The sequence below is a fragment of the Rhodococcus sp. IEGM 1354 genome (genome assembly GCF_030056855.1).
GTDB lineage: Bacteria > Actinomycetota > Actinomycetes > Mycobacteriales > Mycobacteriaceae > Rhodococcoides.
The window spans coordinates 76594-94689 of the sequence record NZ_JASHKT010000004.1; the positions used below are offsets into that span (position 1 = coordinate 76594).

The following is an 18096-nucleotide window of genomic DNA, read 5'->3' on the forward strand; positions in this document are numbered from 1 at the left end:
GTCGCGTTCGAAAACGGGGCGCAAACGGTTCATGGAAGCTTACGAATGCCCGACGACACCGGCATAGCTGTTCCGGCCGTACTGCTGATCGCCGGTTCCGGGCCGACGGACAGGAATGGCGACAACATCCACGTCGAAGGATCCATCGGCACGTTGAGCTACTTGGCCGACGTGTTGGCGCGCCGCGGCATTGCCAGCCTGAGGTACGACAAATCCGGCACCGGTGCAACGGAATTGGACTCAGAGACGGACCCGTCGGAACTCGGGCACGATGTATACCTGCACGAGGCCGCGGCGGCGGCGAACTTCCTCGTCGATCGGCCGGACATCGAGAATTCGGGAATCGGACTGGTCGGGCACAGTCAAGGTGCCCTGGTGGCGTTGGCGCTGGCCACCGACAAGGCCGGCGAGGTGCCGCCCATTACATCGATGGGCCTGGTGCAACCACAGACGGCTCGAACATTGGACATCATGATGCGTCAGGTCGCCGGACTCGTGGAATCTGGACGAATGGTGGAGGTGGCTGGTGTCGACCTCGTATCGTCCTTGAACCGCACGGTGGACCAGATCCGCACTTCGGGGACAATTCCGAACGATCTCCCGGAACCGCTACGTTCGATAGGGATGGTTCCGGCAGGCGCCACCATGCTGGCCACTCAGGATGAACTCGATCCGATCGCCATGGCGGCGTCCCTGCCATCCTCGATGGCAGTATTCACAAGCTGTTCGGACAAGGACATGCAAGTTCGATGCGTCGACGTGGCCGGTCTCAATGACGTCTTGGCGCAGACGAAGCTGAGCACAACGCATCTCGACACGGCGAATCATGTCCTCAAGGACGTAGGCGACCAGCCGTCGACCGGTGCCGAGTACGGAGAGCCGTTGCCCTTCTCGCAGCAGTTCACCGATGCGTTCGAATCATGGATTTCCGCCCGTTGATGTGCGGGCGGCCCCGGTCGAACTTAGGAGAAAGATGAGCACGTGACATCCATTGCCCAGCAGTCTGTTTCGAGAACCGGCGTCGGCCGAATCGCTACCCTCGATGTCATTCGTGGTGTTGCATTGTGCGGCATCATCTTTGTGAACATCGGGCCACTCACCGGCTTCCGTACCGCACCGGGCCTCTACGAGCGTGCGGCACTCGACAACACAGGAGGCTGGTTGCAGCTTCTTGTGCAACAACGCTTCTTCCCGATCTTCGCTCTACTCTTCGGCATCGGATTTGCGATGTTCTACGAGTCCGCTGCCCGCCGGGTGAGACGTCCCCGGCTGCTCCTGCTCCGGCGACTGCTGCTCCTGCTCGCCATCGGAATCCCGTTCAACGTGCTCCAACCCGGATCTGCGTTGCTACCGCTGGCGGTGGTCGGCCTTGCCATCTTGCTTCCGAGCACGTGGATGTCGCGGCGGGTCTCAGCGGTTGCGGCGGTGGCGCTCATCGTGGGGAGCCTTCTCTTCACGGGCGGTGGTATCAGCCTGACTCCGGGGATGCTCCTTCTGGGTGCTGTCCTCACCCGGTACGGTGTCGTGTCGGCCATCGGTCGGTCGCGCCGTGGTGCGACGATCGTGCTGATCGTCGGTGCAGTTGCCGCGATCCCGCTGATCTTCCTGCAGACCAGGACGATCGAGATGTCGAATTTCAGCACGGAGTCCGCTGCAGCGGGTCTGGCTGTCGCAGCGGTGTACGTGTCGTCGCTCGCCCTGCTGATGACAACCGGTGTGTCTCGAATTCTGGTAGCGGCCTTCGGCCCGTTGGGCAGGATGGCCTTGACCAATTACGTCGGTGCCGCACCGTTGATGCTGGCGGCGGGGTGGGTGTTGAACTTCTCCGACAGCTCCTCGTGGACAACGCTGTTGGGTACGGCAGGCGCGATACTCCTCGCGCAATGGGTTGCCAGCGTGTTGTGGCTACGGCACTTCGTGCAAGGACCGCTCGAGTGGTTGTGGCGGTGGGGCACATGGGGACATCGGCAGCCCGTTCGCCGGAACGCCACCGCGACCAACTGATTGCGGAGACCCCATCGTTCTTGACTGTGTGCCGACGACATAGTGCGTAATGGGCGTATGCGTACTCACCTAGGACTGAAAGCGGGCGCGGCTGTGGCAGTGATGGCGTTGCTCGCGTCCTGCAGCCAGAACACCGCACCCGAGGACGGCGAGCCCGACGCCGGATCTCTCGACACGTTCTACAGCCAGCAGTTGAACTTCGTGGATTGTGCCCCGCCTGCCACGAACCTCCCGCCTGGTGAAACTGATGCCTCACAAATGGAATACCAGTGCGCACGCATGGAAGTGCCACTCGACTACATGAATCCAGCGGGGGAGACGGCCGAGATTGCGCTGTCCAGGATTCCCGCACGTTCGGCTGATCCGATCGGTTCCATTGTGCTGAACCCAGGTGGGCCCGGGTTCTCGGGAACCGAGTTCGCGGCAACCACCGCGGGCGCGTGGGCGCAGAGCGACGTCACCGACAGGTTCGACCTGGTCGGGTTCGATCCGCGTGGTGTAGGTGCATCGACACCTGCGGTGAATTGCTTCGACGACGACGAGCGCGAAGCCGACGCGATCAGTGCTGCGATCAGCGTTCTGCCACATGCGGTGTCCGAAAATTCGACCCGCGAATTCTATGAGAACTGCGCCGCAGGGTCTGGGGGAGAGAACGCATTGGCCCACCTGGGTACACGTGATGTGGCACGCGACATGGACGTCATGCGCGCCGCGCTGGGCGACGAAGAGCTCACCTACGCGGGTGCGAGTTACGGAACCCGACTGGGCGCGGTGTACGCGGAGATGTTCCCGGAGAACGTCAGGGCGCTCGTTCTCGATGGTGCGATGGATCCGTTCGCCGGAACGAAGGAGCGACGCGTTCAGCAAGCCGACGGTATGCAACGTGCGTTCGACGAGCTCGCAAAGTTCTGTGCCACACAACCCGATTGCGCACTGGGATCGGATCCGGCACAGGCAACCGAGGTCTTCCACAGCCTCGTGCGGCCCCTGGTCGACGCACCACTGCCGGGGGCGGACGGTCGTGAACTGACATTCACCAAAGCAATCGGGGGCGTCGTCCTCGGCCTGTATTCGCAGGAGGCGTGGCAGCCCGTCATCATGAGCCTTGCCCAACTGCGTGACGGCCGAGGAGACCCACTGATTGCGCTCAACGACATCTACCAGGGACGCAACAGCACAAACGGAACCTACGCGAACACACTCGAAGCGACCGGCGCCATCAACTGCATCGACGAGGAACGCCACAGTCCAGCCGAGGAATCGGCACTCATTCGCGCAGTGTTCGATGCGAGTCCATTCGTCGATTCGGGACGATCGGTCGAGAGTGCGCGGGATACGTGCGAGGTATGGCCCGTCGAGCCCACATTGGGCTACCCCTATGCCACCGAAATCGAAGGACTGCCAGACACATTGACGGTCTCCGTGACCGGTGACGCGTTGACTCCGCACCAAGGTGCCGTCAACCTTGCGGACGCACTCGGTGGCAGCCTTCTGACCGTCGAGGGCGAGCAGCACGGAGCTATCGTTGCGGGGAACGCGTGCACAGACGACATCGTTGCCGACTACCTTATCGACCTCGTGACGCCCTCCGACGACTCACGCTGCGTCCTGTGACGGGAGACCGGTCACCGGTGTCGCTGCCGAGCGATGACGGTGGCACGAAGCAGTACGTCGAGTTGCGCAGTGTTGTAGAACTCTCGGATGGTCTCGGCGATGGCCTCTCCCGCCAACGCCGGGCTTCCCATCAGACGGGAATTCGGTTCGCTCATCCACGGGTACTCGACCATTGCTTTGGCGATGGTGTCCGCGAACTCGTCGGCGAGGCGTGTACGCGTGTCGGCGTCGGCGTCGGCGGGCAAGGCTTCGAACGCGATTGTCGCCGCGTCGTCGTCGGATTCGATGATGTCTCGGACATCGTCCATCGCTTCGGGGTCGTATATCTGCGAGTAGACCAGAGCTATGGATCTCTCGGCAGGAGTCATGCCCAGTGCGGTGTGCTCGAGGCCGGCCGGGACCTCGGTGATCGATCCGTGCTCGAGCAACAATGCGATCTGGGCGCGAGTGCGAAGGCTGCTCTCGATGACGTCGGCAAGATTCGTGTCGATGGCGGTGAGCACGTCGGCCGAGGTGCCGACGCCCGAACCGGTGGTCTCGATCTGCGCGAGTGGAACTCCGATGTCGCGTAGCCGCCTGATCTGCAGGAGACGCACCAGATGCGTGACGCCGTACTGCTTGTAACCGTTGGAGCGACGATGTGGCTCGTCGAGCAGGCCGCACCGGTGGTAGTGCCGGACGGTGTTGACGGTGGTCGTCGCCAATTCTGCAAGCTCGCTGGTGCTCCACGTCATGGGCACCCCTCGCTCGAATCGATCGGAGCCCCAACCATAACGCCGATGTGGCAAGAGCGATATCAGCCGACGCCGCTCCAGGCCGCTTACCGACCGATTCCGCCCAACCCCATCAGTTTCGCCGCGGTTCGCGGCCGGACCAAAGAAAGGAACACATGACACACACCTTCGAGGTCACATGGACGCTGGACGGCATCACAATGGAAGGCACGATGGTCTGCCCTGACGGTAAGGGGCCCTTCCCTGCCGTGGTCTTCGTCGCCGGTAGCGGGCCGACCGACCGCGATTGGTGTTCGCCGCTGCTGCCCGGCAAAAATGGAAGCGCTCGGCTCATGGCAGAGGCGTTCGGTGGCGCAGGTATCGCGTCTCTTCGTTACGACAAGCGGGCATCCGGTGCGCACGCGATGGAGAACGTCAAGAAGCTCATCGGAAAAATGAGTATGCAATCGCATCTCGACGAGCTGGTGGAGGCCGTCAGGGTGCTGTCCGGGCTGGAGTGCGTCGATTCCGCGAGGATCGTCGGGCTCGGCAACAGTGAAGGGGCCCTTCACGTGCTCCATTACGCCACAACTATCCAAGACGTCCCCTTCGCGGGAATTGTCCTCGCCGCGCCACCTGGCCGGCCGATACAGGAAGTGCTGCTCTCGCAACTGGCGCGTCAGACCAACCAGATTTCCGGCGGGTCCGAAGTGATGGCGAGGGTGCAGGAGGCTGCTGCGCGGTACACGGCCGGGCAGCCGATGAATGCCGACCCGAGCTTGCCGGACAGCGTGAAGTCGGTGCTCGCAGGATTGGAGGCACCAGCCAATCTCCCGTTCATCCGAGAGCTGTGGGTCGAGTCCGCGACCGTTTCGCTCGGGAAGGTGCAGATTCCCACACTGGTGCTGATCGGTGCGAAAGACCTTCAGATCGATACGCACGCCGACGGCATCCCTCTCGAACAGGCCGCCGCCGGGATGAGCAACGTGACCTTCGCCTTCCCGGGCAACGCAAATCACGTGTTCAAAGAAGACCTGCGCACGCCGGCGGACATCGCCGCGTCGCCAGGCAGCGGATACAACGAGCCGGGCACGCGCCTCGACCCCGAGACCATGCAGACTGTGCTCGCCTGGTTCGCGCAGCACATCCGCTCGACAGAGATGGCGAAGTGAAAGTGAACTCTGTTGCGAAAAAGGGGTTTCGAGCCACCTTGCTCGCTGTCCTCGCCGTGACGCTGGGGAGCTCGACCCTGACTACGGCTACAGCAGCGGCGTCGTCCGGTGACCGTGACGAATACGGTCAGTTCGTCAGCGACGCAGGCGTCGTCGACTATCAGGTGCATCTTCCGACCGGTTACGATCCGTCCTCGCCGACACCGATCATGATTGCCCTTCACGGCTGTGGCATGACGGGGTACGGGATCAACTCGATGAAGGACACGACCCGGTTCGACGTCGTCGCGAACGAGGAGGACTTCATCGTCGTCTACCCGACGCAGAGCTTCGACCGAAGCCCCCAGCTCTGTTGGAATGCAATCGAACCGGCCCATCAACGCCGGGGCAGTGGGGAACCGGCACTGATTGCAGGAGTGACGGAATCGGTGATCGACCGGTACAACGGTGACCGGTCGAACGTGCACGTGTCCGGTGCGTCGTCGGGCGCGGGTCTTGCCGTCGCGATGGCCGTGACGTACCCCGACGTGTTCGCAACGGTGACGTCGGCGGCCGGGGGCGAGTACAGCTACGACAAGGCGCAGCACGATCTGGACCGTGTCACTCCCGAGTACACCGCAAGCCTGGCTGTTGCGGAAATGGGGGATCGCGCGAGATATGTTCCGCTGCTGGTGGTTCAGGGGGACCGTGACGACATCGTGCGGCCGGTCATGGCCGAACGTTTGATTGCGCAGTGGCTTTCGATCGGTGGCGCATTGGGTGATCCGGCGTCCAAGATCGAACCCACTCGTGTCGAAGGACCGGCCAAGTATCCGTACACGTACACCCGATACGGCGACGATGACGGGCGGCCGTCGGCGATCGAGTCCTACCTCGTCGAAGGTATGGGTCACGTCTGGCCCGGTCCGGGCGCGGGCTTGTTCACCGACGTTTCGGGCGTAGATGCCTCGCGTGTGTCGTGGCAATTCGCTCTGTCGCACAACGCGACTGCATAACGGGTGTGTGCACTGCGGGAATCTTATTGCTGCGCAACGACAGTGGCCGGTCGATGACATCGGTCATGGTTCGGGCATGCAGATCACGGTGTGTTTCGATGCTCGGGTGCACTGGTGGCCGCGTCCCCCTTCGGACAGGCTTCTAGTCATGAACAGAACAGGAATGAACCATCCGCACAGTCCTCCTGACCGTAGCCAAACAAGCTCGCAGGGAATCACTCTCGGCAACTTCATCGCAGACGGCATGCGTTTCGGTCCCGCCCCCACTCGTGGCCGGGAGGCTGTTGCTGCGATCGGCGCGGTCGTTGCGTTGGGCATCGTGCTGGGTGTGCTGCAGCCCGGAGTCATCGTCTCCGCGGTCGTCGCCGGAGCCGGTGTGGCAATCTTCGCAGTCCGTTGGATCGTCGGTACCCGCAAGTGGGGCCAGCGATGAGCGCGGTGATCGCAGCCCGCGGATTGCGTCGGGTGTACGGGAAGGGAGACGACGCATTCGAGGCAGTGAAGGGCATCGACATCGACGTCGCGGAGGGGGAGGTCTTCGCGCTGCTCGGGACCAACGGCGCAGGCAAGACGTCGACCTTCGACCTGTTGGAAGGCCTGCTGGCACCGACGTCGGGGGAGGTGGAAGTCTTCGGACACGATCCTCGGTTGGAGCGCAAGAAGGTCCGTCCGCAGATCGGCATCATGTTGCAGTCCGGGGGATTGCCGGCCGAGTTGACGATCGCAGAGACCCTGGAGATGTGGCGCGGTACCTGCAGCAATCCCACCACAACCGCAGCGGTCCTGGCGCAGGTCGATCTCACGGACCGGGCCGATGTTCGGGTGGGGTCGCTGTCGGGTGGCGAGAAGCGTCGAGTCGATCTCGCATGTGCATTGCTCGGCCAGCCTCGGTTGTTGTTTCTGGACGAGCCGACTACGGGCCTCGATCCCGAAAGTCGCCGGGCCACTTGGAAGTTGCTGGCCGGTCTGAAGGCGTCCGGCGTGACGATTCTTCTCACGACGCACTACCTCGACGAGGCCGAAGCCCTCGCCGACACGATCGCGATCATGCACAAGGGTGAGATCGCACGCCGCGGAACGCTTCGGGACATCGTCGACGAGCATCCTGCTCGTATCGTCTTCGACCACCCCGGTTTGATGCTGCCGACGTGGGACGGTGCAACGGTCGACGCCGGCGCGCGGGTCACGGTCTACACCCACCAGTTGCAACGACATCTGTCCGAGTTGCTGGCCTGGGCCGGTGCCCACGGCGTGCAGTTGACCGGTCTCGAAGCACGAGCCGCGTCACTCGAATCGGTCTTCCTCACCATTGCCGCCGACCACAGCGCGTCGCCGCCGTCCACCCCCGAATTGATCGGAGCATCATGACCATCACGACCACCGCGCCGCCCTCCGTGGGGTTCGGCCGGCGCCCGCTGTCCTCTCTCGCCGTCGCTGAATATCGACAGTTCATCCGCAACAAGACTCTCGTTGTCATGGGCACGCTGTTTCCGGTGGCGATTCCCCTCGCGACCTTCTTCATCGCGCGCAATAATTCCGGGGCGACCGTCGGTGTGGCCACCACCGGGTTGGAAATGTTCGCCCTGATGGCGCTGCTGTTCGTGATGTACTACTCGGTGCTCTCGATGGTCACGACCCGGCGTGGGGAAGGTGTACTGAAGCGGCTACGAACGGGCGAGGCTGCCGACTGGCAGATTCAGGTGGCACCCGCGGTGCCAGGGGCGTTACTCACCCTCATCGGTGCCGTCATCGTAGGAGGGGTGATCTACGGAGCCGGCTCTCCGGTCCCCGTCAATGCCATCGTCCTCGTTCTTGCGCTGCTCGGCGGAATCGTCGTGTTCTCACTGCTGGCTCTGGCGACCAGCGCGGTCACCAAGAACGCCGAGGCTGCTCAGATCACGTCACTGCCGGTGATGATCATCGCGATGGTCGGTCAGGATTCCATCCGTAGTTTGCTACCCGACCGCCTCGGTTCTGTGGTCGATTGGACACCGTTCGCCGCGTTGTCCGACCTGATCTCGCTGGGCTCGGCAGGTCTGCCGGCCACAGCCCCCGAAGGAGCAGTTGCCGCGAACTTCATGGGAACTTTCGCCGAGATGGGTCAGCCGCTCGCCACTTTGGGGCTGTGGACCCTGCTGACGCTGTGGATTGTCAAGACGAGCTTTCGTTGGGACGACCGAGGATGACAAAGACGGTCTCCGGGTGGCGTGAGTTGTCGGAGCCGGCCAAGTATCGGCTCTACGCACAGGTCACGCTCCTGGCGGCTATCGCTTCGGTCACTGTCTTCGCGGGTATCACCGTCGCCGGCGCCCTCTGGGCGTCGGCGACGGTCGCGATCTCAGGGCTCGCCTCGCTGGCAGCCTTGCTCAGCCGGGCGGACTTGTTCGCCGGGTCGACCCCCGCGCTGCGACGCTGGGGGTTGCCGGTGGGAGCGGTAGCCCTGGCCGTGGTGTGGGCGTCCTGTGCTATCGCAGCAGAGCTGACCACCGATACGTCGGGCGTGGTTGCGGTTCGCGCAACGGGATTCGCAGCGGCGCTGTTCGCAGCGCAGTCGATAGTCCCGTTCGTTCGACATCGGTGGTGGGTCCTTCTCGGGATGAGCGTCGCTACCGGCGCGGTCCTCGGAGCAACTACCGGCAAGGTGGTCCAGTTGATGGCACTGACCGGTCTGATCTCGGGTGTCCTACTCTCCAGCACCCTTCTGACGCGGTGGGGGCTCCAGATAGTGGAAGAGCTCGAGCGCGCAAAGACTGTCGAGGCGCGATTACAGGTCGCGGAAGAACGACTTCGTTTTGCTCGCGACCTCCACGACGTCGTCGGGCGGAGTTTCTCGGCCATCGCGGTGAAAAGTGAACTTGCCGCCACACTGGCCAAAGTCGGCGCACACGACCGCGCTCGCATCGAGATGGACGAGGTGAAAACCGTAGCGGTCGAGTCCATGAACCAGATGCGAGCACTCGTTCGGGGGTACCGTGACATCAACCTGGACGGAGAAGTCGCCGGTGCCCGATCACTGCTCGCGGCGGCAGGATGCCGACTCGCCATCGAAGGCGATCCGTCGAACGTTCCGACGCGCTTCCACGAGGTGTCGGCGTGGGTTGTGAGGGAAGGGACGACCAATATCGTGAAGCACTCCACGGCCACCTGCGCAACGATGACTCTCGGAAAGGCTGGAATGTCACTGCGTAACAACGGAGTTCTCACGTCATCTCACGCGTCGCGGGATCAGGCCCAGCAGACGGGACTCCGTGGGCTGGCCGAGCGACTGACGTCGGTCGATGCCGGTCTCGACACGACCTCGAATCGGGACGGTTTCCTGCTCGAAGTCTATTGGGACACAGCATGATACCGGTGCTGCTGGCTGACGACGAGAACCTGGTGCGGACGGCAATGGCGGCCATGCTCGATCTCGAAACAGATATCGATGTGATCGCCGACGTCGAGTCGGGCGAAGATCTGATAGCAATCTGGCGGCGTCGCGTCGACCGCGGGGAGAGTGCTGCCGTCGCGGTGATCGATCTGCAGATGCCAGGAATCGACGGTATCGACACGGCAATCGAGCTGTTGGCGATCACTCCCAAGGCCGGCATCGTGATCGTCACCAGCCATGGTCGTCCCGGCTATCTCAAGCGTGCTCTGACTGCGGGAGTGCGAGGATTCTTGCCGAAGACGATTTCCTCGGCAACGCTGGCCGAGGTGATCCACACGATTGCGGCGGGCGGACGCCACGTCGATCCGCAGTTGGCGGCCGAGGCGATCAGCACCAGCGACACCGTCCTGACCGGCCGCGAAGCGGACGTGCTGGAGTACGCCATCGACGGTGCGTCGATAGACGAAATCGCTGTCCGTGCACATTTGTCGACCGGGACGACTCGCAATTACCTATCGGCCGCGATGGGCAAACTGGGTGCGTCCAACCGGTACGAGGCTGCGTTGAAGGCGCGCAGGTTCGGCTGGATCTGACTCGCCTGCCTGCTTTCCACGGACCTACTTCTCGTGTCGTCACCGGCGGTTTTCTCAACGTGTAGGAACCTGACGGTAGGAGGCAAACGCGCGTTGATTCGGTGATGCGCGTACGGTCACCTGTACCCGTCGGGGTCGTAGGCTGGCGGGAAAACGCTTGGGAGTACTGCAGGTCGCCGTGGGTCACGACAGCGCCGAGTCCTCAGCGCAGCTACGGGCTCACCGAGCGAGACATCAGTGGGCTGCTTTGTATGCCTCTTTGATTTCCGACGAGATTCGGCCGCGGCGGCTGATGTCGTACCCGCCAGCGGCAGCCCATTGCCGAACCGCCTTGCCCCGACCCGGTTCGATTTCTACGACGATCGTCGGCGTAGGGGTCCGTGCGCCGGCCAAGAACGTTTTGCGTCTGCGACCGCCTACTCGGGTGGCGTATTTGATGTAGCGATCGAGTTTTCTGTGAAACTCGGTCGCGTTCGAGCTTTTGAGATCGATGACGTAGTCGACCCCGGAGACTGAGAATTCGACTGTCTCCCCTGATTCGTCGGCGATGCGGGACCCGTCCATATCATCGACAAACTCGATCGACACTTTCTTGGCCATGATGTCGCGTCACCTTAGGTCGGAAAAATGTTGTGCGCCAGCATAACTGTAAAGGCAATGTCAAGGATATCTCGTGTACCTGGATTGATGTGCGTTGCCTCGACTGCCGTATGGCCGCAGGTTGTCGGCTCGGGTAGACGCGGTAGAAAGGGCAGTCCTGACTATGAGTTTGCCGCATCGATCACTCCTGTCACTTGGAAAAGTCGACAAATCTAAAGGCGGGATTAATGTAGCTTGAACCCGTTCAATACAACTGCATCGATTCCCTCTCCAGGCTCTGAGGGTGAGATCGCGGATATGGCTGCGCCGAAACGTGTTCCGATCCTGAGGTGAGATTCGGCGTCGGGATGCAATCCGTCGGGCAGCGGTAGATCGGCGAAGTCGTCCTCGCCGTACAGGTCGAGTCCGTCGAGGTAGTACAAGTTGGGGTCCGTTGTCGAACGTCGTCGGACAACTTCTGCCAGCGCGCTCCGGACAACGGTCAGAGTCAGCTTCCCTGCGCCAGGCTTTCCGGTCGCTATGAAACGGACTTCGCCGGCCGCGAGCGCTACGGGATCGAAAGCGCCTGGGCCTGGAATGTACTCGTGGATTGCACAGTAGAGCGGCGACACGACCAGAAGAGGAGTAGTCGGATGTCCGTCACGGATCGTGTCCAGGAAACCCTCTACCGCAGGGATGAAGGCGCGAAGGCTCATGGCATCGGTATTGACAAGGTTGATGCCGATTTCGAGGCTGATGAGATCGGCCGCTGTGTCGCGTATGACGCGTGCGACGAACGGATCGAGTAGGGCGCTTCCCGCGAATCCCAGGTTCACCAGATCGAGACCGAGGGTCGAGGCCGCGAGAGCCGGGAACGTCGCGCTCGGTCCTGATGCGTTGGAACCTTGGCTGATCGAGCTTCCGTAGTGCAGCCACGTTTTCGGCGGTGCGGGGTCCGGTTCCACGGGAGCGTCGGTGGAAAGCCCGATCAGGGTGACTCTTTCGTTGTGCGGCAACCAGATCTGAATGCTCTTCTCGACGCCCATATCGCCGGGTTCGAACGTTATGGTGCTGGGGCTTCCGGGCCGAAACTCTTCGGCTCCTGTGCTCACATCGATCGCGATCGTGTCGCCCCCGATCGCGACGGCCCGTTCGCGGAATTCCCCGTCCACCACCAGGTCGTATGCGCCGTCAGGCCGTGCAGGTAGTCCGAGATACACCCGTTTGGTGGGAAGTACGGCGAGTTCGATGTGAGCGGCGGCCGTACGAAACATCAGACGAACACCGGACGGATGTGCCTGTGCCACCGAGAATTGCACGTCGGGAAGGCGTTCACGTGCCCATGCCGGGAGCCGATGCGGCACCAACCCGCCGGAGGTGTGTTCGTGGTCGAGAGCGCCGCGCAGCAAATCGGGGGTGATGGGTGTTGCCGTCATGCTCATGGGCGCACCCTACGCCTTTCCCAATCCCATTCCGTCCCCAATTTCATAGTGACACAATGAAGATGACACCATTCATAGCGAGAATGCCCGTAGGTGACTTGGCGGCCACTGGGGCAACAGAAGCGAGCTGGATGATTGTTCAGAGTGTGTATCGAGTGTCCTCATCCTGTTCCTGTACGTCACCGCACTACACAAACGAGCCGCAGCGGGAACGCAACTCACCGGGCCTGCGGTCGGCTGACCTCGATTCTTCGGTCGGGCAGACCCTGTCAACCCGTCCGCCTCGACATCGAAATTCTGAGGCAGTGGCTGTACTTTCGGGCGTGAGGCCCCCGATGCGGCTTCGATCCACCCTCGAGTGCGGTTCGTCCTCGGCCCAAAACCAGATGTCAGCGAACGCCAGGTCATCTCGGGGCGGCTGAGCGACCGATCTGACAGATGCGGCGCGGCCTGGCTCGAGATCCCCGTGATTTGCGCCGAGATTCACCGAACTGGTTTCGCAGAAAAGGTTCGGCTGACGTGCGCACAGAACGTTGTGCGGACAAGGGTGCCCAGCGCCCAACATGGTTGTCATGCAAAACGTGCAGCGGCGGTGAGGTCTCCTGTGAGCTTGCCGCCCGACGCCGAATTAGTTTAGGTATTTGCCTAAAGACATTAGGTAGCTGTACGGTTCTCTTCAACCGACAAGGAGTCCGACATGGCACGCGCTGGATTGAACGTCGATCGCATCGTTCGCGCTGGAGCGGATCTGGCCGACGAAGTCGGCTTCGATCGGGTGACTGCGAGCGAGGTCGCACGGCGCTTCGACGTCAAGGTCGCCAGTTTGTACTCGCATCTGACAAGCGCGCACGAGTTGAACGTCGGCATCGCATTGTTGGCGCTGGACGAACTCGCCGACCGGGTTTCGGAAGCGCTGGCGGGCCGGGCCGGCAAAGACGCGTTGGTCGCTGTGGCGAATGTGTACCTCGACTACTCGCGTGAGTATCCCGGCCGGTACGCGGCAACCCAATTCCCACTCGATCACGAGACTGCGATCAACAGTGCCGGCGCACGCCATTCGGCGATGATGACGGCAATTCTGCGGGGATACGACCTCGACGAAACCGATCGGGTCCATGCGATCAGATTGTTGGGCAGCATCTTTCATGGATACGCCAGCCTCGATGCATCCGGCGCATTCAGCCACAGTAGTCCGGACTCGCAGCAGTCGTGGACACGCATCCTCGACGGAATCGACACTCTCCTACAGCAGTGGAGGCAGAAACAATGAAACGCTTGTCCGGCCCTGACATCAGAACGTCGTTCATCAATTCGACCAAGGGCGACGCCACCCGGCTCACTCTCCCTGCCTCACTCGACTCAGTTCCGTGGGACGATATCGATTTCCTCGGCTGGATCGACCCCAAGCTCTTGGGAAAATCTTATCTTGTTGTACCGCAACAAGATAGGCTGCTCGGTATAGCGATGCGCTTCAAGGCCGGAGGTCCGCGTAAGGCGCAGATGTGTAGCATCTGCCTCACCACACACGCCAACGGCGGAGTATCTCTGATGGCCGCAGCGAAAGCCGGGGAATCAGGGCGGCGCGGCAACACCGTCGGGACGTACATCTGCTCGGATCTCGCCTGCTCGCTCTATGCACGTAAAAAGAAGACCCCCGCACTGGGGCGACAGTTCAAGGAAGACTTCAACGTCGAGAACCGCACCGCGACGCTCCGAGACAACGTCGACGCATTCGTAGGCCGCGTTCTGAGCTGACAGCACGTGCCGACACCACGAACGGCCCTCGCCGCACTCGCAGAGTCCGTCGGTCCGCCAGTAGGTTTCGATCCATGGTCCTTGCCGCCACAAAGGTCGATACTCGATGCGCTCGATTTTCTCCCCTCGGTTGGTACACGCGGCGAGGGTTGTGCGGAGTTGGCGGCACGGCAGCTCACCGACCGACAGATTTGCTGGTCGAGATGGGTGCGCTGCCGGTCCACTTCGACAACGTTCCTGAACACCTCGGTGTGAAACCAATTCAGGTTCTCGATACCTGAATCAGCGAGGTCGCAGACCATCCCTCTGTTCGGCGTCGACCGGACGTCGAACGGAGGCCGCGAAGCGCTAGCGGCTCGAACCCGCACTGTCACGTCGGCCGCCGGATGGTCTCTTACCTGCAGAGACACGGCGCGCACGCTTCACCCATTTCCGCAACAAGCTCTATGGAGGACCACAGCATGTCGACACCAACATCCGAGGCCAGCCGTACACGGACAGTCGATACCAGCGTGGTGGTCGCCGTGCTTGCCCTCACCGGAATCGTCGTCTCGTTGATGCAGACGTTGATCATTCCGCTGATTCCGCAACTTCCTGCCCTTCTCCACGCGTCGGCTGCTGACACCGCGTGGGCCGTCACCGCTACCCTGCTTGCCGGTGCCGTCGCGGTGCCCGTCGTCGGCCGACTCGGCGACATGTTCGGCAAACGTCTGATGCTTCTCATCAGCCTCGCACTCTTGATCGCAGGATCGATTACCGGTGCTCTCAGCGAATCACTGATCCCTCTGATTATCGGCCGCGCCCTACAAGGCCTAGCAGCTGGTGTCATTCCATTGGGGCTCAGCATTATTCGCGACGTTCTCCCGCGCGAGAAAGTCGCGGGTGCAACCGCCACCATGGGTGCATCACTCGGGGTAGGTGGTGCACTCGGCTTGCCCGCTGCCGCTCTGATCGCGCAATACGCCGACTGGCACATCCTTTTCTGGATCTCGGCGGGGCTCGGGCTCGTAGTGGCCGGCTTGGTCGTTGTCACGGTTCCAGAATCCGAGTTGCGAACAGGGGGAGTGTTCGACGCGGTTGGAGCTGTCGGCCTCGCTCTCGCGCTCGTCGCGTTGCTACTCGCCATCTCCAAGGGATCTGTGTGGGGCTGGAGCAGTTCGATAACGCTGGGATTGATAGCGCTGGCAGTGGTTTCGCTTTGCTTCTGGGGGTGGTGGGAACTGCGCACCAGACAGCCACTCGTCGACCTGCGTGTGTCCTCCCGTCGTCAGGTCTTGTTGACCAACCTCGCCTCGGTCGTGTTCGGATTCTCCATGTTCGCAATGGCATTGGTCTTTCCACAGGTTTTGCAAATGCCGACCGAGACAGGGTTCGGTCTCGGTCGGTCGATGCTGGTCACCGGGCTGGTGATGGCACCGTCGGGAATCGTCATGATGTTGATCGCACCGCTGTCGTCGCGAATTACGACCACCCGCGGTCCCAAGACGACGCTGATGATTGCCGCGGTTGTCGTCGCGGCCGGGTACATCTTCGGCGTCGTCACGATGAGTTCGGTCTGGCATCTCGTCGCGATCTCGTGCATCATCGGCGCCGGAATAGGAATGGCGTACGGCGCGATGCCCGCCCTGATTATGGGAGCCGTACCGCCGTCGGAGTCCGCTGCCGCGAACGGCCTCAATGCTTTGATGCGTTCGCTCGGCACTTCCATGGCCAGCGCTGTCGCAGGCGTGATCCTTGCGCAGATGACCATCACACTCGGTTCGACCGAACTTCCCGCACAGGAGGGGTTCCGGGTCACCATGGCTCTGGCAGCCCTTGGTGCGATCATCGCATTGGCACTCGCTGCGTTCCTTCCGCCTTTTGTGACTACCGCATCGACTGTCGCCACTGGGCAGGGGGTAAAGAAAAACGATCCGGCACCGCAGCACGGTTGATTCCGGAAGCACGGTGCGATTTTGCGGTCCATTTTTCCGTGACATAAAACTCGATGCCGTACCTCCGAGCAGACTCCTTTGCAACGGTGTGGCTGGCATGTGCGGGGACTCATCGAAATGGGTTGGCGCAACGGATGCGAAGCTCATCGCACGACGGCGGAAGGCGTTCGAGTTGTTGGCACAAAAGTTCTGAGTAATTCTCCGTCGATCGGCGGCGTAGGTTCGGTACGAGACACGTGTGCGCACGTGTTGAGGTTGGGTTGCTCTGCCAGTAGACAAATCTCTTGCTTAGCAGGCTGGTGGACTCACATGATCCCGTCCGAACCGAGGTGACTCTGCATGGAGCAAACGAAGTTCGAGCGTGCCACTAGTCGGTGCAACCAGGGGTGGATCAGGATGAACCGGTATGCACGGGAAGTGCTGGTCAGAGGCCGTTTAGTAGGTCCGGGTGGGTCAAAAGAGATGCGCTCAATCTAGCTGGGGGTCAAGGGGTCGCAGGTTCAATTCCTGTCAGCCCGACACAGAGCAAAGGCGGCTCCGAACAAATTCGGAGCCGCCTTTCTTGTATGCGTTCCGCGTGCAGCTTGTCGACAACCCATTCTTGCTGGGTCGAAATCGTTGCAACAGGGTCGGCTGGAGCGAGGACTTGCGATGCTGAACTCGAAGTTGTGGACGGATACCGTCTGAATACCGTCCACAACTTCGAGTTCGTCTCGCGACATCGTTTCTCACACAGCGGATATGTCCGACGGGTGCTGGGCGAGTGGGGACACCTCGATGTTCATGTACGGAAACAGCGGTAGATTCCACAGGATCTCGTGGAGTCGCTCGTTGTCGCGCACGTCAAAGATGCTCAAGTTGGAGTACTGGCCGACGATGCGCCAGATGCTCACCCATTCACCGTCGCGCTGCAGCTGCTGCGAGTACGCCTTCTCTCGGGCGAGAGTGTCGGCCCGTACGTCCGCGTCGAGATCCTGCGGCAGCGCGACGTCCATTTTCACTGCAAAGAGCATGCCCTTCAAGCCTTGTCGAGGACGAAGTCGTACGTCACTTCTTGGCCACCGTCGACGTCCTTCGGGTCCAGAATCAGCTCCGGCTTGACGGCGTTCGCGACGTCGTCGTCGTTGTGCGCGTCACCGGGGAAGTAGAGCTGAGTGGTGACCTGCTGGTAGCCATCGGCCGCGACCTTGAGGTGCAGGTGCGCCGGGCGCCACGGGTGCCAGCCGGCGGCTGAGATGAGATTGCCGCATGCCCCGTCGGTCGGGATCTGGTACGGCGCGGGCTTCATCGTGTGAATCCAGAACTGGCCCAGATCGTCCGCGGTGACCGTGCCGCGCAGGTTCCACTCGGGAATGCCGGGGGCGAACTGCGAATAGAAACCGTCCGAATCGGCATGCCAGATCTCGATGACCGCGTGCGGCAACGGGGTGCCGTCGATGCCGGTGACCTGACCCTGGAACAGCAGCGGAGTGCCTTGTTCTCCGTCGCGGGTGGGCAGAATTGCTGCAGATCCGAGCTCGGGTGCATTCGGGACGTAGTACGGGCCCTCGATGGTGCCCTTGCTGCCTTCGCGGGTTTCGCCGGCAACCTCTTCGACGACGTGCTCTACCCAGACGTCGAGAAACAGCGGCCACTCGCCGGTCTGACCGACGTTGATCAGCCAGGCTTTGAGTGCGTTGTATTCGTCGTAGGTGACCTTGTGCTCACGGATGGTGTCGTGGACTGCCGAAATGACCTGACGGGCAAGCAGACTGACGCGCTCGGGCGGGGTGTTCGCGGCTGCCTGCTTGTCGGAAGTGAAACGCTCGGTGGCGTTCGCACCCGACGCGGCGGCGGTGGCCACTTCGGTAGCCGAGTCTGTCGAGTGGGCGTGGTCGATGCTCATGGAGAACTCCTTGGGTGAAAGTTGTGTTCTTCGGGGCTGA

Annotated in this window: 18 protein-coding genes; 13 read left to right on the top strand and 5 right to left on the bottom strand. The window is 62.0% G+C overall.

Annotated features, from left to right (window positions below; all coding sequences use genetic code 11):
* The first annotated feature begins 45 nt into the window (after nucleotides 1-45).
* From QM588_RS10145 to QM588_RS10155, 3 genes are read left to right on the top strand one after another with little or no spacing between them, the layout of a single operon-like run.
* Nucleotides 46-939 (top strand): alpha/beta hydrolase family protein, encoded by an 894-nt coding sequence (locus QM588_RS10145; protein WP_283312982.1) that lies wholly within the window; start codon nucleotides 46-48, stop codon nucleotides 937-939.
* A gap of 42 nt (nucleotides 940-981) precedes the next feature.
* Entirely contained in the window at nucleotides 982-2004 is a 1023-nt protein-coding gene (locus QM588_RS10150; protein WP_283312983.1) for a DUF418 domain-containing protein, read from the top strand.
* A 57-nt stretch (nucleotides 2005-2061) separates the two neighbouring features.
* Nucleotides 2062-3618 (top strand): alpha/beta hydrolase, encoded by a 1557-nt coding sequence (locus QM588_RS10155; RefSeq protein ID WP_283312985.1) that lies wholly within the window; start codon nucleotides 2062-2064, stop codon nucleotides 3616-3618.
* Between the two features lie 11 nt (nucleotides 3619-3629).
* Here the strand turns inward: QM588_RS10155 and QM588_RS10160 are convergent, their stop codons facing one another.
* Complete coding sequence (locus tag QM588_RS10160; RefSeq protein ID WP_283312988.1) at nucleotides 3630-4352, bottom strand: MerR family transcriptional regulator; 723 nt, start codon at nucleotides 4350-4352, stop codon at nucleotides 3630-3632.
* A 404-nt stretch (nucleotides 4353-4756) separates the two neighbouring features.
* Between QM588_RS10160 and QM588_RS10165 the strand changes: the two genes are divergently transcribed.
* From QM588_RS10165 to QM588_RS10195, 7 genes are all read left to right on the top strand, one after another.
* The gene (locus QM588_RS10165) at nucleotides 4757-5503 is read left to right on the top strand and encodes a hypothetical protein (protein ID WP_336620065.1); all 747 of its coding nucleotides are present in this window, start codon (nucleotides 4757-4759) and stop codon (nucleotides 5501-5503) included.
* Nucleotides 5500-6498: an extracellular catalytic domain type 1 short-chain-length polyhydroxyalkanoate depolymerase gene (locus tag QM588_RS10170; RefSeq protein WP_283312990.1), complete on the top strand. Its 999-nt coding sequence runs from the start codon at nucleotides 5500-5502 to the stop codon at nucleotides 6496-6498. Before QM588_RS10165 ends, QM588_RS10170 begins: the two co-directional genes overlap by 4 nt.
* Before the next feature lie 148 nt (nucleotides 6499-6646).
* Entirely contained in the window at nucleotides 6647-6931 is a 285-nt protein-coding gene (locus QM588_RS10175; protein WP_283312992.1) for a hypothetical protein, read from the top strand.
* Complete coding sequence (locus QM588_RS10180) at nucleotides 6928-7866, top strand: ABC transporter ATP-binding protein (RefSeq protein ID WP_283312993.1); 939 nt, start codon at nucleotides 6928-6930, stop codon at nucleotides 7864-7866. The genes QM588_RS10175 and QM588_RS10180 overlap by 4 nt, the downstream gene beginning before the upstream one ends.
* Nucleotides 7863-8684, top strand: coding sequence for an ABC transporter permease (locus tag QM588_RS10185; RefSeq protein WP_283312996.1), 822 nt, complete (start codon nucleotides 7863-7865; stop codon nucleotides 8682-8684). The genes QM588_RS10180 and QM588_RS10185 overlap by 4 nt, the downstream gene beginning before the upstream one ends.
* Nucleotides 8681-9844 (top strand): sensor histidine kinase, encoded by a 1164-nt coding sequence (locus tag QM588_RS10190; RefSeq protein WP_283312997.1) that lies wholly within the window; start codon nucleotides 8681-8683, stop codon nucleotides 9842-9844. Before QM588_RS10185 ends, QM588_RS10190 begins: the two co-directional genes overlap by 4 nt.
* Nucleotides 9841-10461, top strand: coding sequence for a response regulator transcription factor (locus QM588_RS10195; protein WP_283312999.1), 621 nt, complete (start codon nucleotides 9841-9843; stop codon nucleotides 10459-10461). The genes QM588_RS10190 and QM588_RS10195 overlap by 4 nt, the downstream gene beginning before the upstream one ends.
* A gap of 234 nt (nucleotides 10462-10695) precedes the next feature.
* On the opposite strand, the gene QM588_RS10200 is transcribed toward QM588_RS10195, so the two are convergent.
* On the bottom strand, nucleotides 10696-11061 hold the full coding sequence (locus QM588_RS10200; protein ID WP_283313000.1) for a histone-like nucleoid-structuring protein Lsr2: 366 nt from the start codon (nucleotides 11059-11061) through the stop codon (nucleotides 10696-10698).
* Nucleotides 11062-11285: 224 nt separating this feature from the next.
* Entirely contained in the window at nucleotides 11286-12482 is a 1197-nt protein-coding gene (locus QM588_RS10205; RefSeq protein ID WP_336620066.1) for an SGNH/GDSL hydrolase family protein, read from the bottom strand.
* Nucleotides 12483-13179: 697 nt separating this feature from the next.
* Between QM588_RS10205 and QM588_RS10210 the strand changes: the two genes are divergently transcribed.
* The 3 genes from QM588_RS10210 to QM588_RS10220 all read left to right on the top strand — a co-directional run bounded on the left by QM588_RS10210 (nucleotide 13180) and on the right by QM588_RS10220 (nucleotide 16171).
* Complete coding sequence (locus QM588_RS10210) at nucleotides 13180-13752, top strand: TetR/AcrR family transcriptional regulator (protein WP_283313001.1); 573 nt, start codon at nucleotides 13180-13182, stop codon at nucleotides 13750-13752.
* Nucleotides 13749-14237, top strand: coding sequence for an FBP domain-containing protein (locus QM588_RS10215; protein WP_283313002.1), 489 nt, complete (start codon nucleotides 13749-13751; stop codon nucleotides 14235-14237). The genes QM588_RS10210 and QM588_RS10215 overlap by 4 nt, the downstream gene beginning before the upstream one ends.
* Nucleotides 14238-14698: 461 nt before the next feature.
* Complete coding sequence (locus tag QM588_RS10220; RefSeq protein WP_283313005.1) at nucleotides 14699-16171, top strand: MFS transporter; 1473 nt, start codon at nucleotides 14699-14701, stop codon at nucleotides 16169-16171.
* 728 nt (nucleotides 16172-16899) lie between these two features.
* Here QM588_RS10220 and catC read toward each other — a convergent pair.
* Nucleotides 16900-17184 (bottom strand): muconolactone Delta-isomerase, encoded by a 285-nt coding sequence (gene catC / locus QM588_RS10225; protein WP_269606797.1) that lies wholly within the window; start codon nucleotides 17182-17184, stop codon nucleotides 16900-16902.
* A gap of 5 nt (nucleotides 17185-17189) precedes the next feature.
* Nucleotides 17190-18056, bottom strand: coding sequence for a catechol 1,2-dioxygenase (gene catA, locus QM588_RS10230; RefSeq protein WP_283313007.1), 867 nt, complete (start codon nucleotides 18054-18056; stop codon nucleotides 17190-17192).
* Nucleotides 18057-18096: the final 40 nt, after the last annotated feature.